General features: G+C 33.8%; 23 protein-coding genes and 1 riboswitch. Of the genes, 5 read left to right on the forward strand and 18 right to left on the reverse strand.

What is annotated here, in order from left to right; genetic code table 11:
- The first annotated feature begins 6 nt into the window (after positions 1-6).
- The 4 genes from ABDW27_RS01930 to ABDW27_RS01945 all read left to right on the forward strand — a co-directional run bounded on the left by ABDW27_RS01930 (position 7) and on the right by ABDW27_RS01945 (position 3,673).
- Positions 7-1,467 carry an FAD-binding oxidoreductase gene (locus tag ABDW27_RS01930; RefSeq protein WP_343694368.1) on the forward strand — a complete coding sequence of 487 codons (1,461 nt, stop codon included), beginning with the start codon at positions 7-9 and terminating at the stop codon, positions 1,465-1,467.
- Positions 1,468-1,550: 83 nt separating this feature from the next.
- Positions 1,551-2,033, forward strand: coding sequence for a cupin domain-containing protein (locus ABDW27_RS01935; RefSeq protein WP_343694369.1), 483 nt, complete (start codon positions 1,551-1,553; stop codon positions 2,031-2,033).
- 96 nt (positions 2,034-2,129) lie between these two features.
- Positions 2,130-2,717, forward strand: coding sequence for a TetR/AcrR family transcriptional regulator (locus ABDW27_RS01940; RefSeq protein WP_343694370.1), 588 nt, complete (start codon positions 2,130-2,132; stop codon positions 2,715-2,717).
- Positions 2,718-2,860: 143 nt separating this feature from the next.
- A complete protein-coding gene (locus ABDW27_RS01945) occupies positions 2,861-3,673 on the forward strand; it encodes an SDR family NAD(P)-dependent oxidoreductase (protein ID WP_343694371.1) in 813 nt (270 codons plus the stop codon).
- Positions 3,674-3,728: 55 nt separating this feature from the next.
- Here ABDW27_RS01945 and ABDW27_RS01950 read toward each other — a convergent pair whose 3' ends face one another.
- The 8 genes from ABDW27_RS01950 to ABDW27_RS01985 all read right to left on the reverse strand — a co-directional run bounded on the left by ABDW27_RS01950 (position 3,729) and on the right by ABDW27_RS01985 (position 11,348).
- Positions 3,729-5,345, reverse strand: a complete 1,617-nt coding sequence (locus tag ABDW27_RS01950; protein WP_343694372.1) for an ATP-binding protein — start codon at positions 5,343-5,345, stop codon at positions 3,729-3,731.
- 5 nt (positions 5,346-5,350) lie between these two features.
- Complete coding sequence (locus ABDW27_RS01955) at positions 5,351-6,364, reverse strand: SpoIIE family protein phosphatase (RefSeq protein ID WP_343694373.1); 1,014 nt, start codon at positions 6,362-6,364, stop codon at positions 5,351-5,353.
- Positions 6,357-6,773, reverse strand: coding sequence for an anti-sigma regulatory factor (locus tag ABDW27_RS01960; protein ID WP_343694374.1), 417 nt, complete (start codon positions 6,771-6,773; stop codon positions 6,357-6,359). Before ABDW27_RS01960 ends, ABDW27_RS01955 begins: the two co-directional genes overlap by 8 nt.
- Complete coding sequence (locus ABDW27_RS01965; protein ID WP_343694375.1) at positions 6,751-7,152, reverse strand: STAS domain-containing protein; 402 nt, start codon at positions 7,150-7,152, stop codon at positions 6,751-6,753. The genes ABDW27_RS01960 and ABDW27_RS01965 overlap by 23 nt, the downstream gene beginning before the upstream one ends.
- Positions 7,153-7,167: 15 nt before the next feature.
- Positions 7,168-8,010, reverse strand: a complete 843-nt coding sequence (locus tag ABDW27_RS01970; RefSeq protein WP_343694376.1) for an STAS domain-containing protein — start codon at positions 8,008-8,010, stop codon at positions 7,168-7,170.
- Positions 8,011-8,257: 247 nt separating this feature from the next.
- Positions 8,258-8,857, reverse strand: a complete 600-nt coding sequence (locus ABDW27_RS01975; RefSeq protein ID WP_343694377.1) for a murein L,D-transpeptidase catalytic domain-containing protein — start codon at positions 8,855-8,857, stop codon at positions 8,258-8,260.
- A 117-nt stretch (positions 8,858-8,974) separates the two neighbouring features.
- Positions 8,975-10,798, reverse strand: a complete 1,824-nt coding sequence (locus tag ABDW27_RS01980; protein WP_343694378.1) for an ATP-binding protein — start codon at positions 10,796-10,798, stop codon at positions 8,975-8,977.
- Between the two features lie 313 nt (positions 10,799-11,111).
- The gene (locus tag ABDW27_RS01985; protein ID WP_343694379.1) at positions 11,112-11,348 is read right to left on the reverse strand and encodes a hypothetical protein; all 237 of its coding nucleotides are present in this window, start codon (positions 11,346-11,348) and stop codon (positions 11,112-11,114) included.
- Positions 11,349-11,448: 100 nt separating this feature from the next.
- Between ABDW27_RS01985 and ABDW27_RS01990 the strand changes: the two genes are divergently transcribed.
- Positions 11,449-12,117 carry a response regulator gene (locus ABDW27_RS01990; protein ID WP_343694380.1) on the forward strand — a complete coding sequence of 223 codons (669 nt, stop codon included), beginning with the start codon at positions 11,449-11,451 and terminating at the stop codon, positions 12,115-12,117.
- A 146-nt stretch (positions 12,118-12,263) separates the two neighbouring features.
- Here the strand turns inward: ABDW27_RS01990 and metQ are convergent, their stop codons facing one another.
- The 10 genes from metQ to ABDW27_RS02040 all read right to left on the reverse strand — a co-directional run bounded on the left by metQ (position 12,264) and on the right by ABDW27_RS02040 (position 21,776).
- Positions 12,264-13,076 (reverse strand): methionine ABC transporter substrate-binding lipoprotein MetQ, encoded by an 813-nt coding sequence (metQ, locus tag ABDW27_RS01995; RefSeq protein WP_343694381.1) that lies wholly within the window; start codon positions 13,074-13,076, stop codon positions 12,264-12,266.
- Between the two features lie 45 nt (positions 13,077-13,121).
- Positions 13,122-13,775: a methionine ABC transporter permease MetI gene (locus ABDW27_RS02000; RefSeq protein WP_343694382.1), complete on the reverse strand. Its 654-nt coding sequence runs from the start codon at positions 13,773-13,775 to the stop codon at positions 13,122-13,124.
- Entirely contained in the window at positions 13,768-14,799 is a 1,032-nt protein-coding gene (gene metN, locus ABDW27_RS02005) for a methionine ABC transporter ATP-binding protein MetN (RefSeq protein ID WP_343694383.1), read from the reverse strand. The genes ABDW27_RS02000 and metN overlap by 8 nt, the downstream gene beginning before the upstream one ends.
- A 263-nt stretch (positions 14,800-15,062) precedes the next feature.
- Positions 15,063-16,064: an NADP-dependent oxidoreductase gene (locus tag ABDW27_RS02010; RefSeq protein WP_343694384.1), complete on the reverse strand. Its 1,002-nt coding sequence runs from the start codon at positions 16,062-16,064 to the stop codon at positions 15,063-15,065.
- An 85-nt stretch (positions 16,065-16,149) separates the two neighbouring features.
- A complete protein-coding gene (locus ABDW27_RS02015; RefSeq protein ID WP_343694385.1) occupies positions 16,150-17,622 on the reverse strand; it encodes an aminotransferase class V-fold PLP-dependent enzyme in 1,473 nt (490 codons plus the stop codon).
- Positions 17,623-17,642: 20 nt separating this feature from the next.
- On the reverse strand, positions 17,643-18,632 hold the full coding sequence (locus ABDW27_RS02020) for a TlpA disulfide reductase family protein (RefSeq protein WP_343694386.1): 990 nt from the start codon (positions 18,630-18,632) through the stop codon (positions 17,643-17,645).
- A gap of 247 nt (positions 18,633-18,879) precedes the next feature.
- A riboswitch (SAM riboswitch) is annotated at positions 18,880-18,980 on the reverse strand.
- A gap of 284 nt (positions 18,981-19,264) precedes the next feature.
- A complete protein-coding gene (locus ABDW27_RS02025) occupies positions 19,265-20,350 on the reverse strand; it encodes a nitronate monooxygenase (protein ID WP_343694387.1) in 1,086 nt (361 codons plus the stop codon).
- 16 nt (positions 20,351-20,366) lie between these two features.
- A complete protein-coding gene (locus ABDW27_RS02030; RefSeq protein WP_343694388.1) occupies positions 20,367-20,816 on the reverse strand; it encodes a nuclear transport factor 2 family protein in 450 nt (149 codons plus the stop codon).
- 1 nt (position 20,817) lies between these two features.
- Positions 20,818-21,552 carry an SDR family oxidoreductase gene (locus ABDW27_RS02035; protein ID WP_343694389.1) on the reverse strand — a complete coding sequence of 245 codons (735 nt, stop codon included), beginning with the start codon at positions 21,550-21,552 and terminating at the stop codon, positions 20,818-20,820.
- 5 nt (positions 21,553-21,557) lie between these two features.
- Positions 21,558-21,776, reverse strand: a complete 219-nt coding sequence (locus tag ABDW27_RS02040) for a 4-oxalocrotonate tautomerase family protein (protein WP_012025971.1) — start codon at positions 21,774-21,776, stop codon at positions 21,558-21,560.
- Between the last annotated feature and the right edge of the window lie 4 nt (positions 21,777-21,780).

The raw sequence follows: 21,780 nt of genomic DNA on the forward strand, positions 1-21,780 counted from the left end.
AAAATCATGATAGAAACAGCAATTCAGGAATTAGTTCGTGAACTGAGCGGTTACGTGCTTCAGCCGGGCGATTCAGAATATGAAGACGTTATAAAAATTGATAATGGGCGAATTCAGTTCAGACCGCGATTAATTATTTTTCCGGCAGTAGTTGAAGATGTTAGACTGGGATTAAAATTTGCCATAACCAACAATCTTCAATTTTCAATAAAAGGCGGCGGACACAGCGCTGCCGGATATTGTCTTAATGAAGGCGGAGTTGTGATTGCCATGAAAAATTTAAACAGAATTTCATTCAATCCTAAAAAAGAAACGGTTACAGCAGAAATGGGTGTAATCTGGTACGATGTTTACAAATTTATGCAGTTAACAAACACGGGGTTAATTCCCGTTGGCGGCGGCTGCCCAACTGTTGCACCTCCGGGATTTATGCTTGGCGGCGGCTATAGTTTTGTTTCACGCTCGTACGGAATGAGTATCGATAATCTTGAAAGTTTAAAGATTGTTACTCCTGACGGAGAATTACGCCATATTGGTGTTCACAGTACTTCTGCAGAAGATATTGATCTTTTCTGGGCGTGTTCCGGAGGCGGTGGTGGAAATTTTGGAATTGTAGTCGAAATGGAAATGCGAGTTCGTAAACCATTAAGCAAAAAAATGTTAGTGGGACAAATTCGTTATCCGTTAGAAATGGCCGAAGATGTTTTGGGCTATTACAACGACTGGGTTGAAACCGTTCCAAATGCAATGGCTGTTTATGGTTTTATGGGAAATCAAAAAGATTTGATTGATAAAACTACGAATGTAAAAGTGCTGGGTTTAACTCCGGTTTTTAATGGTGATGGTGCCGAAGGAATTGATTTGCTTCAGGGACTTTTGAAACTAAAACCAATCAATGCCGATTTATTTAATATGACGCTTCCTGATTGGGAATTCTATAACGGTTACACGACAAGAGTTGCCGGAAGAAGTTCGTATATCCGTTCGACGGTACTTCCTAAAGGCGGAATGAATAATAAAGTGGCAAAGGTTATTATAGAATCAATGAGCAAAGCGCCATCTGCAGAAAGTTTTGCCGTTTGGACACATGCCGGCGGTGCAATCGAAAATGTTGCTGCTGATGCTACAGCGTATGTACACAGAAACAGCCGTTTTATTCCGGAAATTAAATCGATCTGGGATTTAGACAAACCCGGCGATACATTGAAAAATGTAGAATGGGCGTATGAATTCTTCGAAAGATTATCTGATGCCGGAAATTCAACCGGAGCCTATGTAAACTATATTGACCCACTGCAGCACAATTGGGCTGAACAATATTATGGAAGTAATTACAAACGCCTTTTAGAAATTAAAAAGAAAGTTGATCCAAACAATTATTTTAATTTCCAGCAAAGTGTTGGTTCAACTTTTAATCCAACAAAAGAACTTACTGATATAAGTCCTATAAACCGAACCCGAGTTTAATCACTTACTAACCCAAATCCTCGAAGTTTTGAATAAATCTTCGGGGATTTACTATTTCTAACAAACCATTAAATATCTAAATTATGTCACCAGCATCTGAAATAATTAAACTGCTTAATTTACAGTTAAACAGTACCGAAGGCGGTTATTTTGCAAATACCTATCCTATTCCGCCCGTAGAAAATTCACCTTGCAGCGCCATTTATTATTTTCTGGATAATTCACGCTGCTCTATTATGCATAAAGTTACAGGCGATATGTTGTATCATTTTTATGCGGGAAAACCTGTAGAAATGCTTTTATTATATCCTGAAGGTCATACTCCAAAATCTGAGGTATGTATTTTTAGTAATGATATTACTAAAGGCGGAAAACCCATGAAAGTAATTCCGGGCGGAACCTGGATTGGTTCCAGAATTAAAAGTAAACATTCATGGAGCTTAATGGGTGTGTCAATGGCACCGCCTTTTAATCCAAAAGACTACTTTTTAGGAGACCGCAATACACTGATTGCTGAATATCCGGAACAAAAAAAGTTAATCACAGCCCTTACTAATCCCTCATAAACAGGGAGATTTTAATATTTTTTGAAAAATAAATCTGCTTTTATTTGCAAATATGACCAATCGGTCATATCTTTGTCTCGTTAAATAAAAGCTATCATGGCAAAAGGTGAAGAAACCAAACAATTTATTATAGAAAAAGCCGCTCCTATTTTTAATACAAAAGGAATTGCAGCAACTTCTATGAGCGATATTATGGAAGCTACCAAATTGTCTAAAGGAAGCATGTACGTTCATTTTGAAAATAAAGAAGTTTTGGCCTGTGCAGCTGTTGATTATAATATCAAAATGCTTAACACCAAAATTCAAACTGCTTTAAGTCGATACAAAACTTCAAGAGAGCAATTATTTGCTTACATTGATTTTTTTAGTGATCCGCTTCAGCCGCCGGTTTATGGAGGATGTCCGCTTTTAAATTTTGGAACTGAAGCTGATGACACAAATCCAATCGTAAAAGAGAAAGTAAATGCAGTTATACGTTCGGGTCAGGTTTTGCTTTCCGGGATTATTGAAAAAGGAATTGCAAACGGAGAATTCAAAAAAACATTTGTTCCATCTGATTTTGCAACGGCACTTTTTGCAATGCTTGAAGGCGGTCATTTAATGTCGAGAATGTCTGGAAATAATGATAAAATGGAAGTTATTTGCCGAATCCTCAAAAATTTAATAGACGAAAACTGCGTCTAATTTTTTTTATCAAAAATATGACCGATCAGTCATATTTATAAATAATAATTTCAATTTCAAAAATCAATTTCAATAAAAATTACAATACCAATTAAATAAGAACATTCACAATTAAAAATTCACAATTAAAAATTTAAGAAATCATGTCAAAAACAATTTTAATTTCAGGAGCATCAAAAGGATTTGGAAAAGCCTGGACAGAAGCATTTTTAGAAAAAGGATATAAGGTAGCTGCAACAGCCAGAAATATCGATACATTAAATGATTTAAAAGCAAAATATGGGGATGCACTTTTAACGTTAAAACTTGACGTTAACAAGCGTGAGGAATCATTAGCAGTTGTAGAAAAAGTGAAAAATCACTTTGGAACAATTGATATTTTAATCAATAACGCAGGTTATGCTTTAAACGGTGCAGTTGAAGAAGCTAGTGAAGCCGAAGCAAGAGCACAGTTTGAAACAAACTTCTTTGGAACTTTATGGTTAACACAAGCTGTTTTACCAATTATGAGAAACCAAAACAGCGGACATATTATTCAGGTTTCTTCTATTTTAGGAATTACAACTTTACCGGTTATTGGAATTTATAATGCTTCAAAATTTGCTGTTGAAGGTTTAAGCGAAACTTTAGCTTCTGAAGTAAAACAATTTGGAATCAACGTTACTTTGGTTGAGCCAAATGGTTATTATACTGATATTTGGGGTAACGGTTTCCATAGCGAAAGTATTCCTGCTTATGACGGAATTAAAAAAGCCATTGCAGATGGACACGATCCTGATACTTTTGGAAAAGTTGAAGCAACTGTTCCGGCAATTATTAAACTGGTTGAAGCTGAAAACCCTCCATTACGTTTATTTTTAGGAAAAGTCGCTTTACCATTTGCTAAACAAACTTACGAGCAAAAACTAAAAACATGGGAAGAATGGGCTGACGTTTCTGTTGCTGCTCACGGTTAATTTATTTTCTCTTCATAAAAAAAGGCAATCTACGGATTGCCTTTTTTTATTACTGTTATTTTTTCGGAAGATAAATCCAAAAGATTGTACCTTCTCCGGGTTTGCTGGTAAAATTGATAATACCGTTGTGGTTTTCGATAATTCGGCGACACAAAGCAAGTCCTATACCATTTCCGCCATATTGATCACGTTCGTGCAGTCTTTGAAACATATCAAAAATTCGTTCTGAATATTGGCTGTCCATTCCGATTCCGTTATCAGCAATCGAAATAATATGATAATTTTCTGGCGAAACTACGGTATTATTTTCGGGAACAATCGTTGCCGAAATTGTTACTGATGGCTGTGAAGTATTAAACTTAAGTGCATTATTGACCAAATTGTAAAATAACTGGCGCAGCTGTGTATCAAGTCCTAAAACTTTCGGCAATGGCTGAATATCAATTATGGCATTCTTTTCTTCAATAACCAGACTTAAATCTCCTAAAATTTCTAAAAGAATTTCATTAAGATCAACTTCTTTTAATTCCTGGTTTCTATTGTCAACTCTCGAATAATTAAGAACATCGGTAATTAAATTGGATAATCTTCCTGCCGCCAGCGTGATTCGGTCAAAATAATATTGTTTTCTTTGGTCTTCGCTTAAATGCTCTCCGGCACGCGACAGCATAATCATAATTTTGCGAAGCGGTTCCTGCAAATCATGACTAGCAATATAAGCAAACTGTTCCAGCTCTTTATTTTTAAACATCAGTTTTGAGTTGGCACTTTCTAATTCACGTTGAATTATTTTTAATTCCGTGTTATCTTTCAGTGTTTCAACAACCATTTTTTGGGCGTTGATGTCTACAAAATAAACTAACCAGCTATTAAATGAGCCGTCTTCAGCTTTATTTGGCATGATCGAAACTAAATGCCAGATATAACTTGAACCATGTTTGATTCTCGTTTCGCCTAAAAATTCAGATCGGTTTGCTTTTGCTGTTTTCCAGCCTTCTAATATTCCGTCTACATCATCTGCATGAATAAAATTACTGAGGTTTTTCTTGTCGAAAGCAAGCAGCGGAACTTCTAAATAACTTTCTAATGATTCATTGGTTAAAAGAATCGTACTACGTTCGTTTACCACACAAATTAAAATCGGAATGGTATTAGCAAGCTGTTTGTATTTGTTTTCACTCTCTGCCAGTTTTTCAGAAAGAGCAATAAGTTCGATATTTTTCTTTCTGATTTCGTCATACGGAGATAACGGCGGCTCGAATTTAAAATAATCGATAAGACCTTTTATTTTTGTTTCTGACAGAAGTCCCGGAGAAGCAACCTGCTGACTTATTTTTGTAGTAGATTGATTGTCAAAGTAACTGTATTCAATATTTCCGGAAATTCTCGATGCATAATTAAAAGCTTCGGGACTGCAGCTTTTTAAATCTATAGTGTCTGTAATAATGGCTACAATTTCTTTTTGAGTGGCTTTAATAATATTAATACCGAGAACAAGCAAAGAGTCTTTACCCTTTGCAATAGAGCATCTTGCCACTTCAGATACTGCTGTAGAAAACCTTGTTTGAAAAGATGATGCCATACCGCACATTTCTGCAATTTTCATGCATCGTTTGTGGGCCAGTATCAAGTCCATTTCGTTGTCAAGATTTATTTTTATGATCTCTTTCATGGTACTCATATTATTTTACCTACAAGAATTGTTGCGTCATCAGTTCCTCTTATGTTATCTTTAAAAATAGATGCTCCAATTATACCCGGATTTTGTTTTAATATAGATGTTAAGTCATTAAGATTCCATCTTGTACGTAATCCGTCACTATGCATAACAATAATCTGATGCTTTTTAAAAGGAACAATTGTGCTATTTAATGTCCGTGGAATATTATGACCGATAATACCATTATAGGGCGTATAGGTTTTATTTTCTAAACCATTATAAATGCGGGTATTGATGTTGCCAATACCGCAGATAGTCCAAACTTCTGTTTTATAATCGACTGAAACAATTGTGGCTACAAGTCCTCTGGTCTTTTTTACTTTTGTATGAATGTCTCTCAAAATATCTGCAGGTTCCGCATCACCAGACTGTCTAAAAGCTTTTAATGCCATTTGTACCGCTTCATGCGCATTTTGGCCATGTCCTAATCCATCACCAACAAATATCTGAAAACCTTTTCGGGTTTGTTTTATATAATACCCATCTCCGCAATCTTTTTCACCTGGATAATTTACAGCTATTGCGGCATAATTTAATCCGGTTTGAATAGCCGGAGCCTGAAAATCTGGTTTTTCACAAATTTTAATGTATTGCACGCAGCCCCAGTCTTTCATAGAATAAATCTGAAAATCATTGCTGAGTCTTTTAATTGAGCCCAACCCGTGGCCAAGTGTATTTGAAGACGAATAACCGTCATTCATAATTTTGGCAACATTTTCAAATCCTACTCCGTTATCAAGGCAGTAAATTTCGATTGCATTATATTCTCCGTCTAAATGAGCACGATACAAAAGTTCGCCGCCCTTTGCATATTTAATAAGATTTGAGGTAAGTTCAGCAACAATTATGTCTGTTTCGGCAGCTCTGTGCGGTGAAAAACCGAGTTGAAGTACAAGATTGTGTATTTCTCTTTTTATAAAGGCAATTAGGCTTCGATCATCTATCTTATAAGTGAAAAATGTATTATCCATTTTTCCATTTTGTTATAGTTACGGTAGTGCCGTTTCCAAGTTCTGATTTAATGTCAAATTCATTGACAAGTCTTTTTGTTCCGGGCAAACCTAAGCCTAAACTTTTTCCTGTACTGTATCCGTCTTTCATTGCTAAATCTATATCTGCTATTCCGGGGCCATTATCAATAAATGTAACACGTACACCATTATCGCGTCCGTTACTTACAGATTCTATAATAACTTTTCCTCCGCCTCCATATTTTAAAAGATTACGAACGAGTTCGCTTGTGGCAGTAATTAATTTGGTTTGGTTTAAAATACTCATCCCAATCTTAACCCCATACTCCTTCACGCGGTTACGCAAAGGCACCACGTCTTGTTCTTTTATTATTAAGGCTTCTTCTTTATTGTTCGTTATCGTCGTCATACTCCTGCTCTTCGTTATCACTATTGTGCATTTTTGAGCGCAGTAGATCCATACCTTTTTCAACGTTAAGGGCACTTATGACTCCATTTAAGGATAAACCTAATTCAACTAACGTAATTGCAACTGCAGGCTGCATACCTACAACAACAGTTTGTGCATCTAATATTTTTGACATAACAGCAATGTTTCCTAATATTCGTCCCATAAATGAATCGATAATAGAAACGGCAGATATATCTATTAATACACCTTTTGAACTATATTTACTAATTGTGTTAATCAAATCTGATTCTAGATTTTCTGCCAGCTGATCGTATAAATCTACTTGTATCGTCACAAGCAAAAAATCCCCCATTTTAAGTATAGGAATTCTTTCCATATTATTAATAAAGTCTTATTCTACAATTTTTCTTCTTTTTACAACAGACAGCTGTAACATATCAAATGCAGTTTGAAGCGCACTTGCCAGAGATGCTTTAGTAATAATACCTGTAAGGTCAATTCCTAAATGCACTACTGTTTGTGCAATTTCAGGACGAATTCCGCTAATGATACATTCTGCTCCCATTAAACGTGTTGCACTAACAGTTTTGATAAGATGCTGAGCAACAAGAGAGTCTACAGCCGGTACACCAGAAATATCAAGAATAGCAATTGAGCTTCCTGTATCTACAATTTGCTGTAATAAATTTTCCATTACAACTTGTGTTCTTGAGCTGTCTAATGTTCCAATAATTGGCAAAGCAACAATACCATCCCACACCGTGATTACTGGTGTCGAAATTTCGCTGATTTCATCAACTTGTCTTGATATAACATCTTCTCTGCCTTTCATAAAGGCTTCAAATGTCATAATCATCATATTGTCTAAAATTGCATTAAGCTGTAAGTTGGCATCATAAAGTTGTGCCGGTTCTTTTATTAATTCAGAAAGAATTTGTGAAGAGGCTTCTTTAAAAGAGATTAAATATTGTGCATTTTCTCTGGGTGAAAATCCGCGTTTTCCTCTTGAAGATGATATTCCGACGATAAGGTCCTGAACTTTTTCAAAATCTTCCGAATCTTCATATTTTCCTTTAGATTTAGCTAGTGCACTTAGAAAGAGAGAGGCAAATTCTTTAGATTCTTCTTCTTCCACTGCTCCATCTCCAGATCCGCTGTTTAATAGAATTTGTGACCAAATAGTTAATAATTTGTTTTCGTGCTCTTTCAAGCCACTAAGTAAGTTGTTTTGCATGGGTATGTTTTGGATTTGTTCTCTAACAAATATATAACTTTTAATCGTATGATCGGAAAAGAATTACTAAAACGAAAATAAACAGAAAAATTAACATATTTTATTAAAAATCAATTATTACTCAAAAACACAATGCGTAAATGTTAAAAAAGCAAGAAGTATTCAACAAAAAAGACAGCCTCATAAGACTGTCTTTGTCAATTATATAATCAATTATGAACTAATTTTCAACCATATATACTTTTAATTAGTAATAAATATTTAAAATAATATTCGATTTAGAACCATCAATTATCTTTTCTATTTTTTTAAAAAATGTCTCACTAACCATTGGGCAGCCGTGGCTTGTTGAAATATAATAATCTTGTTCTTCATTTGGAACTGCTGAATACGAATGCAATACAATCGCTCTTTTTACAGCGTTACTATTTGTTTCGTCTAATCCATATAATTTATAAGATTTTCCAAACATACCTTTATAGGATTTTCCAACAGCATATCTTCCTAAAGATGTGCATTTAGAATTTGGTTCGTTGCTGAATTTTAATTCTCCCCTAACATTTGTTTCAGAGCCAAAACCGTTTGCAACAAGTCCTTCTTCTAAAATTGTATCATTTTCTAAATCATAAACAAAAAATCTGTTTTTTCCTGATTTTATTCTCATATCAACAAAAAAAGCAATTTTGTTATTATAAGAACCATTTTTTGCAATCATTGCTTTCACTTCTAAAAGCTGATTACTAAATCTTTCCATTTCAGGATTTATTGGGGTATTATCGTTTTTATTTTCTTTTGGATTACCAAAAATACTAACAGTAAAAAGTAAAATTAAAGTGGTAAGTTTCATAAAAATGTTTTTTGAAATTCATAGTACAAATTTACTTTGCCTGTGAAACTCAAAAAACCTTTAAAAGTTTGAAAAACAAAACAATAAGACTTTTTTTTTAGCTGCTTATTTTTTATTCTAAATAGTAAAAGTTACTATTATTTCTGTACCTGCTCCTACTTTGGAGTTTACTTCAAACTGACCTTTTAACGAATTGGTTCTTTCTTTTATGTTAGATAAACCAATCCCTCTTTTTACTGTATGAATATCGAAGCCTACACCATCGTCGATAATCGACAATTGTAAAACCTCTTTATCTATAAGTTCAATTTTTACATCTACTTTTGATGCCTGGGCATATTTTTGAATATTTAGAAGTGCTTCCTGAATAATGCGGTAAAAGTTTATTTTATAAATATTTTCGACTTTTTCCCATTCGAATTTTTCATCAACAAAATAATTAAAATGCGTTTTGCTTATATCATTCTGACTTTTGATTAAATTAGATAAAAGCGTATTAAAATCACTGCTCGCTAAAAATGAATCCTGATTAAGATCGTGAGATATCGATCTAATTTCATTTTCTATATTCTGTAATTCAAAAATGTATTGTTTTCTTTTTTCGACAGCTTTTTCATCTGATTTAGAATTAAAAAATCCCAAATTCATCCTTATGCCATATACTTTATTCATTACGCCGTCATGAAGTTCTCTGGCAATTTTATTTTTTTCTTCTTCTTTTGCGGCGTTAATTTTGTTTTGCTGTTCACTTAAAAGCTGATAAATTTCATCGCTGTCGCTTTGCTGTTGTTTTACAAACCGCAATTCTTTATTTTTATATTTTAAGTAAATAGCTACCGAAATGGCTGACAGAATTAAAAAAACTCCAAACGAAATAATCAGAATATAAAAATTCTTCTTGGTTAAAACTTTGTTTTCATCTTCAACTTTAACCGTTTCATATTCAATTCTGGCATATTTATTATTTGTCCGGCTCTGAACACTGCTTATACTGTCACTAATCGCAATATATTGATTGGCATAAAAAAGTCTTTTTTTAGCATCAACTCTCGTCAGTAATTTTAATGTATTGAGAGTTTCTTTACTGTTTTTTAATTCAATCGATAAATTATAGGCTTCTTTTAAAGTTTTTAAAGATCTTAAGGAATCGTTTTGGGTTAAATAAAACTCTCCTAAATTTATTTTTTTATACATCACATCAGAAGTATATCCCAAACTGTCAACGATTTTTAAAGATTCCAAAAACATAGATTCTACATTTTTATAGTCTTTATTCAGCATTTTAGAATACGCCATATTCGCTAAAACAATAGCATAAAGGCGAGGCCAATTTTTCCTTAAATTTTTAGTAAGCAGAGGCCTTAATTCATTAATAGCTTTGGCATGATCTCCTTTTAAATCATAAAGATTGCAAATATTAATCACGGATGGGATGTTAAAATTATTAACTTCATCACTATCAATATTGCTTTTTTTCATCATCTTCAAATTCAACAATGCCAACTGATGGTATTTTAAAGCCTGATCGTACATAAACAATTTCTCTAAACAATTCCCCATTAAGGTATTGCAGGAGTATAAAAGCTTTAAATTATCGGAGTTTTTTAAATAACTTAGCCCTTTTGTAAGTTCGACTTCGCATTCAACAAAATTCCCGTCATAAAAAAGAACATAGGCTTTATTAAAGTGCATTTGCCCTAATTTATTGTAATCGTGAATTTTTAAGTAAATTTTTTGAGCCTGAAGATAGTAGAAATAGGCACTGTCTTTTTGAGAGTTCTCGTAACAATCTCCAATAAAATACAGCGATTTTGCAATTCTGGAACTATCATTTTCTTCTCGTGACAACTTTAAAGCATTTAAACTAGAAGAATGTGATTTTTTTAAATTATTAAGATAGTAATATTCTTCGCCTGTCTTTAAGTATAAATTTCGAACCATAGAATCATTTTTTTGGTTCTTTAAAAAGTTCACAAGCGAGTCTAAATATCTTTCTTTTGCTGTTCCTGAGATTCTATTGTATCGTTCTGTGTTAAAAATGTTTTGATTTAAATTGCCGGTTTTTAATTCAACTTTTTTATTGTAAACCAACAAAACCGCAATTACTGCTAAAAGAAATATTGAAAGATATATTTTAAACTTCAACCTCAAAACTATACTTTTTTTGTTCAGTTCAAATATAAATTAAATAAAGAAGACTATAATATTTAAATATAAGTATTATAGCCTTCAAAAAATATAACTAAATATCACTTTATTTAACTTTTGGATTAAAAGGTTCACCGTCTGGTACTGCTAATTGAGCATTTATACTAACTTTTGTTGTATCGGCTGTTTTTGCGCTTGCGGCTGCATCAGCTTCACTTAAATTAACGGCTGTTTCTTTTTTACTTACTGCACTAAGTTCTTCATTTTCAAAATCGTCATTTGTACAAGCTAAATTTAATAAAAGGATTGCTGTAAGAAGGATGTAGTTTAGTTTATTTTTCATGGGTGCCTTTTTTTATGTTTTTGCAAAAAAACATTTAAAAAAGTTGCATATTTTACGGGAAATCCGTAACATTGTAAAATTTGGATAAATTTTACAAAAAATGTCACTCACTATATTGATTGTTGATGATCACCCAATGACAGTTGACAGCTATGTTAACCTGCTGTCTGATGATAGTTTTGACACAACCGAACCTACTTTCCTCAAAAAATACAATTGCGAAACAGCATACAAAACTATGTTGCTGATGGAAAAACAAAACTCTAAAATTGATTTTGCAATTTTTGATGTTAATCTTCCGTCTTATGAAGAAGCAAATATTACAGACGGTATAGATTTAGCACTTACGATTAGAAAAACTCATCCTTTGTGTAAGGTTTTATTATTAACCATGCATACAGAAGCTTTTATAGTAAACAGAATTATAAAATCAATTAACCCTGATGGTTTTATATCTAAAAGCGAAGTTAATTTTGAATCATTCCCGGACATTTGCAAGAAGATTCTAAAAGGCGAAGTGATTTATAGCGATGAAATTATCAAATCACAAAAAAAGCTGACGCATCGTAACCTGAATTGGGACGAATACGACAGCCAGATTTTAATTTTGCTTTCACAAGGTGTAAAAACAGTTAATATTCCAAATCACATTCCGCTTTCAATGAGTTCTGTTGAAAAACGAAAAGCGAATATCAAAAGTAATTTGTTATTAGAAAAAGGCGGCGATACAGAGCTTATAAATAAAGCAAGACAATTAGGCCTTATATAAGCTTCAAAAAGATAAATTTGAAATCACAAAAAAACACAAAATAAAAAAGGCAGATGAAAAAAAAATTCATCTGCCTTTTAAAATATATCTAATTATTAATTACAAAAGTTCATTCACAATTAACCATTAACAATTTTACAATTAATTTACCAGCCTTTTACGGCACCGCCTTTAAACTCACGAATAGCAGCCTGTTCTACTTCCGGAGATTGAAAAGCCTGCAGAAACTGTTTTACTTTTTCTTCATTTTTATTGTCTTCTCTACTTACAACTAAGTTTACATAAGGAGATTCTTTATCCTCAATAAACAACGCATCCCTAGACGGAACTAAACCTGCTGCAGAAGCAAAAGTATTATTAATAATAGCAATAGAAACGTTTGCGTCGTCTAACGCACGAGGCAATTGAGGTGCTTCTAATTCTAATATTTTTAAGTTTTTAGGGTTACTTACAATATCTGTTACTTTAGGTAATAAACCAACTCCTTCTTTTAATTTTAGCAAACTATTTTTCTGCAAAAGCAATAAGGAACGTCCGCCGTTTGTTGGGTCATTTGGAATAATAATCGTGCTTTCATTTTGTAATTCCGAAAGTGTTTTTATCTTTTTTGAATAAGCCGCAATCGGATAAACGAATGTATTCCCTATAATTGCTAATTTATAACCACGCTGTTTAGACTGCTCATCTAAATATGGTTTATGCTGAAAAGCATTTGCATCGATATCACCCTGACTTAAAGCTTCATTTGGAATAACATAATCATTAAAAGAAACTAATTCAACCTCAAGTCCGAATTTCTCTTTGGCAACTTTTTTGGCAGCTTCAGCCACTTTTAATTCCGGTCCAGAAGCTACACCAACTTTTATAAAATGCGGATCATTATTTTTACTTTTTCCGCAATTAGCTAAAACCAACGATAAAGCTAAAATTCCGGCTGTTTTCAAGAAATTTATTTTCATGACAAATCTATTTTTAATTTTTAATTCCTAATTTTTAATTGATAATTATCTGTGGTCGAAATGCTTTGATAATCGGTCTCCGGCAAACTGAATCAGAAATACTAAAACGACCAGTAAAAACAAAACCGAATTCATTGTAACGGCATCATAACCAATATAACCATATTGATAACCAACCTGTCCCAGTCCGCCTGCTCCAACTGCACCGCCCATTGCAGAATAACCAACTAGTGTAATTAAAGTAATCGAAGCGGCATTTATTAAAGATGGCAAAGCTTCCGGAAGTAATACTTTATATACAATCTGAAAAGGTGTTGCTCCTAAAGCTCTTGCAGCTTCAATTAATCCTGATGGAAGACTCAATAAACTGTTTTCTACTAAACGGGCAATAAACGGCGCCGCACCAATACTCAACGGAACCAAAGCAGCACTAACACCAATCGAAGTTCCTACAATGGCACGCGTAAACGGAATCATCCAAACGATTAAAATAATGAAAGGAATTGAACGAAATACATTTACTAAAACGGACAATGTTTTGTTTAAAACCGGCTGCTCCAATATTTGATTTTTTCGGGTTAGAAAAAGCAAAACTCCCGTTGGAAGTCCGATTAAGAAACCGAAAAATCCCGATACAAATGTCATAACAATTGTTTCCCAGGTTCCTTTTAACAATAAGTCTATAATAGAATCAGACATAACCTATAATTTCTGTTTTAATGTGTTTTGAAATAAAATATTGAATCGCCGCATCATAGTTTTCACGTTTCCCTGATAATTCAATCAGCATAACGCCAAAATTGACATCTCCAGCCTGATCCATCTGTGCGCTTACGATTTTAAAATTGGTATCAAACAATCTTGATACTTCTGAAATAACAGGCTCATTTACAGATTTTCCGGTCATTTCAAGCTTCAATAATGGATTTAAAGTCCCGTTATCTTCTTTTTGCAATTTCTCTTCGTAAACGGCTGGAATTTCCAGATGAAGCGACGAAGAAATAAATTCTTTAGTTAGTTCATGTTTGGGGTCTGCAAAAATTTCACCTACACTTCCCTGCTCAATTAGTTTTCCGTGGCTGATAACCGCAACTTCATCACAAATTGATTTTACGACTTCCATTTGGTGTGTAATTAATAAAACAGTGATGTTTAAACGACTGTTAATATCTTTAAGCAGATTTAAAATAGAACGTGTTGTTGCCGGATCAAGCGCACTTGTAGCTTCGTCACACAACAAAACTTTTGGATTATTGGCCAAAGTTCTTGCAATGGCAACTCTTTGTTTCTGTCCGCCCGAAAGGCTTGCAGGATAATCATTTGCTTTTTCAGACAAACCAACCAATTGCAATAATTCTAAAACGCGTATTTTAATTTCGTTTTTAGACGTTCCGGCCAATTCAAGCGGAAAAGCCACATTATCAAAAACAGTTCTTGAAGAAAGCAGGTTAAAATGCTGAAAAATCATTCCTATTTGTCTTCTTTCAATTGCTAATTCAGCGTTTGAAAGCTGCATTAAGGCTTTTCCATCAACAATAATTTCTCCCGAAGTTGGTCTTTCTAAAAGATTCACACATCGGATAAGTGTACTTTTCCCAGCTCCGGAAGTTCCTATTACACCAAAGATTTTTCCCGGCGGAACTGTAAGCGAAACATCAGATAGAGCAGAAACAATTCTGTCTTTCTGGTGAAAAGTTTTGGTAACATTTTTTAATTCAATCATTTGTTCGAATTCAGTTAAAAACAAAAAAACCTTTCAAATCTTCATGAAAGGCTTTTTAAATAAATCGTATTATATATCTAAGCCAGATCAATTAACTCCATAACTATAACACAGCACATCATACTGGTGTTATAATAATAATTCAAAATCTGGTTCCTGTTTCTCATTTCGAATGCAAATTTAAACAGATAAATTTAATTTTCATGCAAAAAACACAAAACTTTTATTATCCTATCAAAATAATAGATTACTATAACGATTCCTTAGTTTTTGGCGCCTGTCTGCATTATTAATTTTTTGCCCTCAGTTTTATTTTCCCGCAATATTGTAAGCGCATTTTTTACAGTTTCTGCATTTAAATCTCCAATTACAGCAATTGCCGGCGGTGTAATAAATTTATTTTCTAATAAATTAGATAACTCTTTTAAACCGTTTTTATAATAATCATATCTTTTTTCAAGTCCGTAAGCATAATTGGAAATATTATGAATTGTAGCTCCTTTTGAAAATAAAACATCTCGGGATTCTGAAGTTGAGAAATTAGTTATATCGATATAAATTCCGTTTATTTTCAATAGTTTAGCTGCCGTTTCAGCAGAAGCATTTCCAACTAAATCAACAACTATATCAAACTTTTTATTTTTATTTAAAGAAAATGCTGTATCGTAAACTTCTTCTCTTTTATAATTGATAATCTGCTTCGGCTTTACGCCAATTGCAATCAAAGATTTTATACTATTTACATTTCCAGCCGTTACCGTAAAATTGGTAAAACCTTTAGCGATAAGAATCTTAATTAAAATATTTCCCACTCCGCCAGCTGCGCCGTTAATAAATATCGAATCTGTTACGGAAACCTTCATTCTGTTAAAGGCCTGCAAAGCAGTTAAACCTGCTGACGGAATTACTGCAGCTTCTTCAAAAGAAATGTTTTCGGGTTTGTGTTCTGCAATGGCTTCAGGAATACAAATATATTCAGCATAAGTTCCGTTAGACCCCATACTTCCCGATCCGCAGAATACGAAATCACCAATTTTAAAATTGGTCACGTTTTTGCCAATTGCGGAAACAATTCCAGAAAACTCTCGTCCCAGGATAGGAGAATGTAGAAGCTTTCTTTCCGATCCATTTTCTGTCATTTGGTAATCAATTGGATTGAAACCCGATGCTATAATTTTGACCTGAATTTGAGAATCCTCAGGTTGTGGCGTTTCAACATTTTCTAATCTAAATTCAAGATTTTGCTGTAATACTACTGCTTTCATTTTTATTGCTCTATTATACAAAAGTAATTCATAACGAAACCTGACAGGTTTTAAAAACCTGTCAGGTTTAATACTCTTCGAATATTTATTTTAACTTAAACCATTCGTTCACTTCATTTGCAATTGAATCTTTTATTTCCGGATTTTCAAATTCATTTGAAACAGAATTATACTCGTAATCTTTCTGCCATTTTTTATAGTGTAAAGCTACTTTTTCAACAGCATTACAGATGTAAAAAAGTTCTTCGTTTGTCATTATTGGATGCAGTGATAAACGAACCCAGCCCGGTTTATTGGTTTGATTACGCTGTAATAATTCGTTTGTAATTTCTGCTGATTTCTTTTCATTTATGTTGAAAAGATAATGCGCATAAGTACTCGCACACGACCAGCCGCCGCGAACCTGAATTCCAAAACGGTCATTTAAAAGCCTTACGATCAGATTATAATGAATATCTTCGATTACAAAAGATACACAGCCAATTCTTTCAGTCGTTAAATCTCCTAAAATAGATAAACCTTTTATTTTTTGAAGTCTTGAAAAACAGAGATTAAGCAGTTCTTTTTCTCTTTTTTTGATGTTCTCTACTCCCATCTGCTCTTTTAATTCTAAAGCCAAAGCTGCTCTGATTACCTGCAGAAAACCCGGAGTTCCGCCATCTTCGCGAACTTCAATCACATCGCTGTAACAATATTTTCCTAAAGGATTGGTCCATTTTACATTTCCGCCTCCCGGATTATCCGGAAAATCAGATTGGTATAATTTTTCATTAAAAACCAAAACGCCGCAAGTTCCGGGACCGCCTAAGAATTTATGTGGCGAAAAGAAAATAGCATCTAATTGTTCTTCAGGATCTTTTGGATGCATATCAATTTTTACATAAGGCGCCGAAGCTGCAAAATCAACAAAACAAAGTCCGTCGTTTTGATGCATTATTTTGGCCAATTCATAATAAGGCGTAATAATTCCTGTAACATTCGAACAAGCGGTAAACGAACCTATTTTTAAGCTTCGATGAGCATATTTTTTAATCTCTTCAGAAAGAATTTTGGGATCAACCAAATTATTTTCATCTGGAGGCAGAATCACAACCTCAGCATTCGTTTCATACCAGGAAACCTGATTCGAATGATGCTCCATGTGGGTAATAAAAACGACAGGTTTATCATTTTCATCATACTTTCTTAACCCCAAAAAGCGCTGTAATTTTGATAAAGCCGCTGTCATTCCGGTTCCTGTAGTTACTAAAACATCTGATTCATTGGCATTAACAGCCTTTTTTATGATGTCTCTGGCATGTTGATAAGCGTATGTTGAAGTTTTTCCTGTCTGGCTAGAAAGTGAATGCGTATTGGCAATCATCGGACCAATTTTATTGAGCATAATATCTTCAATGGGCGTATATAATCTTCCGCTGGCAACCCAATCAGCATATACCAAGTTTTGTTCTCCGTATACCGATTCAAAAGTGTGGTTTATACCAACAGTGTTTTCTCTAAATTTAAAAAAGTAACATTCTGCTTCAGTTGGTTTTGATGTTGATTCAATAGCATTCATTTCCTAATCATTTTAATTAACTAAATCTTTTTATCTAAAAGCAATTTTAATGTTGCTTGTAACTCTTCTCCCTGAAGATTTTTTGCGACAATTATTCCGTTTGAATCCACTAAATAATTTCCGGGAATAGCTCTTACGCCATATAATTTGGCAACAGCGCTATTCCAGAAAAGCAAATCAGAAACATGTGTCCAGCTTAAATTATCATCCTGAATTCTTTTAATCCAGTTTTCTTTCTTTTTATCCAGAGAAACCCCAACAATGTTGAATCCTTTATCATGAAATTCTTTGTAAGCAGCTACGACATTTGGATTTTCTCTTCGGCATGGCCCGCACCATGAAGCCCAAAAATCAACCAAAGTATATCCTTTCAGATTTTCATAAAAATGAACTGGTTTTCCCTGTGGATCATTGGCTGTAAAATCAGGTGCTTTTTTGCCAACTGCTAATCCATCTAAAACAAGCGCCAGATCTTTTAGTTCTTTCACGTAAGTGGTATTTTGAAGACTTTTATCCAGCAAGGCAATATTTTGTCTAATTTGTTCCGGAGACAATCTGTATGACCAGTTTCTGTATAAAACATAAGCCGAAACAATTGATTTTGGATTCTCAGTAATGAATTTGCTGATTTCTATATCATTCGATTTTTTGTATTTTTCGAATAAATCCTGAGAAACAGAACCTTCAACCACGGAAGTACTATAATATTTCTTTGGACTTAATTTTACTATAATTGGCGTTTTCTCAAGGAAAACATATAGTGGAGAACTTTGTGTATTTACGCTTAATCCGTATAATTCGGGAGTTTTGACTTTAGTTTTGAAACTAAAATTTCCATCTGTTACTTTTACCGAATCGATTGTGGTAAACATCTTATTATGAAATTTCTGCAGATAAACGTATGGCACAATTGTATCTGCCACGGTTCCTTTTAACTGTAAATTATTTTCCTGCGCCTGAGTTTGTATTACGCCCAGAAACAAAGCCGCTCCTAATAGTATTTTTTTCATTTGATTTTGATTTTAGTTTATAATTAGACAATAGAATTTTCAGGCCGATATAAAATTGACCTTAAGGAATATTTTAAAAAATAAATTGGGTGAAAAATTAGTGCTTTCGCATTCGGAAATAAACAAGGCTGTTTTCTTCGAAAATTGAATTTATAAGCTCATAACCGGCGTATAAAATTGTATCTGTTTTCATTTAAAAAAATAAAAGTTATTTAATTAATGATCTCATTCAGATTTTGAGGAATCTTTCTTATCTGTCCACACGCAGCGGAAGGATTTAGCACCTTATTCGGAAACAGGTTGCTAAGACGTCAATGGGCCTATTCCCTCAGTCTTTCTGGATAAGTATCATTTTTAATTTTTCTGCGATACAAATATATATTAATTCTATCTAATTAGTAGTATTTAGAATTATTTTTTTTGAATTTTATTTAAAAAAACTTTTTACACACAATACAAGCTGTTGATATTTAACGAATTAAAATATAACTCCAATTTAAATAATTCTTTGTTTTATAATGGAAATTCATACAGTTAGAGTAAATGCCCTCGAATTTGCACACAGTTTAAACCCGACAGGTTTTTAAAACCTGTCGGGTTTGGCGTGAAGAGTCGAAATGAAAAACGATACATTATAACTTTAATCCATCAAAATAGGCTGTCGTTTCTTCAATTAATGAATACATCAAATCTTTGGCTTTTGTATGTTTTAAAATTGGAGAAATCTGTCCGCCCCAAAATAGAATCATATCCCATTTTTGTTGTTCAATTGCCGCTTTTCTTAATGGTGCAATAAAAGTAGTCTGTAATGGAAACGGAAGTATATCTGTTTCTTTTCCTGTCATATCTTTTGCAATTCGGCTTGTAATTCCGCGTCCGAGTCTTCCGGTATAGGCACGGGAAAGTGTAGTATTTTTTGAAGCTTCAGAAAAAAGCATTTCCCTGTGAATTGGTAATGCATTCGATTCGTCGACAGCTAAAAATGCCGTACCAATTTGAGCCGCACTTGCTCCTAAAGTTAAAGCGGCCGCAATTCCTTTTCCATCGGCAATACCTCCGGCGGCAATAATTGGCGTTTTTATTTTTTCACGCATCAATTGCAGCAATACAAAAGTTCCGGTTACAGATGATTCGGCATCTTTTAGGAAAGAAGGACGATGTCCGCCGGCTTCAAAACCAGAAGCTATAATCATATCAACTCCTTTGCTATCCAGAAAAATAGCTTCATCAAGAGTTGTTGCTGCTCCAACCGTTATAATACCTAATCGGCGGCATTGTTCTAAAACATCATCTGAAGGAACGCCAAACATAAAGCTGAAAACCTTTGGACGAATGTCTAAAATTACTTCTAATTGATTTTCAAATCTTGATTGAAATGGTGCTGGTTTTTCCGGCAGCGCAATTCCCACTTCATCATAATACGGCTTATAAACGGCTATAGCTTTATTAAACTGTTCGTCTGTTAAACCACCCGCGGGAATATCATGATCTGAAACCCAAAGATTTATATTATACGGTTTATTTGTCGCCGCTTTTATTTGTTTATCAATTTCATAAATTTCCTGCGGAGTATTGGTATAGGCACCGTAACCGCCAAGTCCGCCGAGGTTAGAAACCGCAGCAACCAATTCTACTGTAGAAAGATTGCCTCCAAAAGGTCCCTGCAGAATTGGATATTCAATTCCTAATAATTCTTTAGCTTTTGTATTGTACCACATAGCTTCAAAATTTAAGTTATTTGCTTGTGTCTGTCAGCATTTTATTCACGATCAGCCATTGGCCGTTAATCTTATGGAAAGATAAAAAATCCCGATAATTAAAGTTGTACATTTTAACATTTAATTCCGCTACAGCAATAGAATTGACAACACTTATATGCAGAATTTCACCTTTAAAAGGTTTGCCGGAATCTTTTGGGCTTTGTCGATTTTTAACGCCGTCTAAATACAAATCGAAAGTTTTAAAATAAGGCTGGCCTTTTACATCTCCAAATAACAATGTTCCGGGCTGAAAAATTTTCCCTAACAGTATTTCATCACCTTCATAAATGCCTTTAAAATAATAGTTTTCTATAGCATCTGTAATAGCCTGAATTTCCTTTTGATTTTCCATTTTAATATTAGTTTGAGCTTTTATGCCCTGAAAATTCCAGAGCATAAAAGCAGTTAATAAAATAGTTTTCATTTTAATTTAAATTGTGTCCTGCACCTTTTCCGCCGTCTACATTAATGATAGAACCGGTAATAAAATTACTTTTGGCAACGGTGTAAACCATTTCAGAAATATCATCGATCTCCCCTACTCTGTTTAATAAATGCAAAACTGCACTTGCATCGGCATTGTCACCATGCATTGGCGTGCGAATTACACCCGGAGCAACGGTGTTAAAACGAATGTTTTGTTTTCCGAATTCTGCCGCTAATTGTATTGTCAAGGCATGAATGGCACCTTTACTAGAGATTGGAGCTGAAGCCGGCCATCCACCTAAACCGTGATTTACTAATGGAGTTCCGATGTTGATAACAACACCGCTATTTTGTTTGAGCATTTGCGGAACCACAGATTGTGTTGTGAAATAAGTTCCTTTTAGATTAGTTTTCAAAAATGTATCTAAATAGGCTTCGTCTACTTCTAAGAATGGTTTACTGGCAAAAATTCCAGCATTATTGATTAGTACATCAACAGAACCAAATTTTTCTAAAGCAATTTTTACCAGTTGTTCTCCAGTTTTTTTATCGCTTACGTCTCCTGCAAATTTTGCCAGATTATCTCCTGCTCCAAATTCGTTGAATGTTTTTTCTAATGCTGATTCTGTCAACGAATTGATGACTACATTATCGCCTCTGTCTAAAAAATATTTAGCGATTCCTTTTCCAATTCCCGAAGCTGCTCCGGTTACGATTATAGTTTGTTTTTTCATGATTTTTATTTTTTATCGGCTGTAATGCCTTTTTCTCTTAATACTGATACTTGTTCTCCTGCATAACCCCAATCGTCTAATTCAATTTCCTGAATCACAACGTGAGTTAAATGTGGATCTTTATTTAATACTTCTGTAATCAGGTTGGTAATGCCGCTGATTAATTCTTGTTTTTGCCCACGCGTTACTCCTTCGCGGGTCAATTCGATTTTTACGTAAGGCATGATA

The organism is Flavobacterium sp. (assembly GCF_039595935.1).
Classification (GTDB): domain Bacteria; phylum Bacteroidota; class Bacteroidia; order Flavobacteriales; family Flavobacteriaceae; genus Flavobacterium.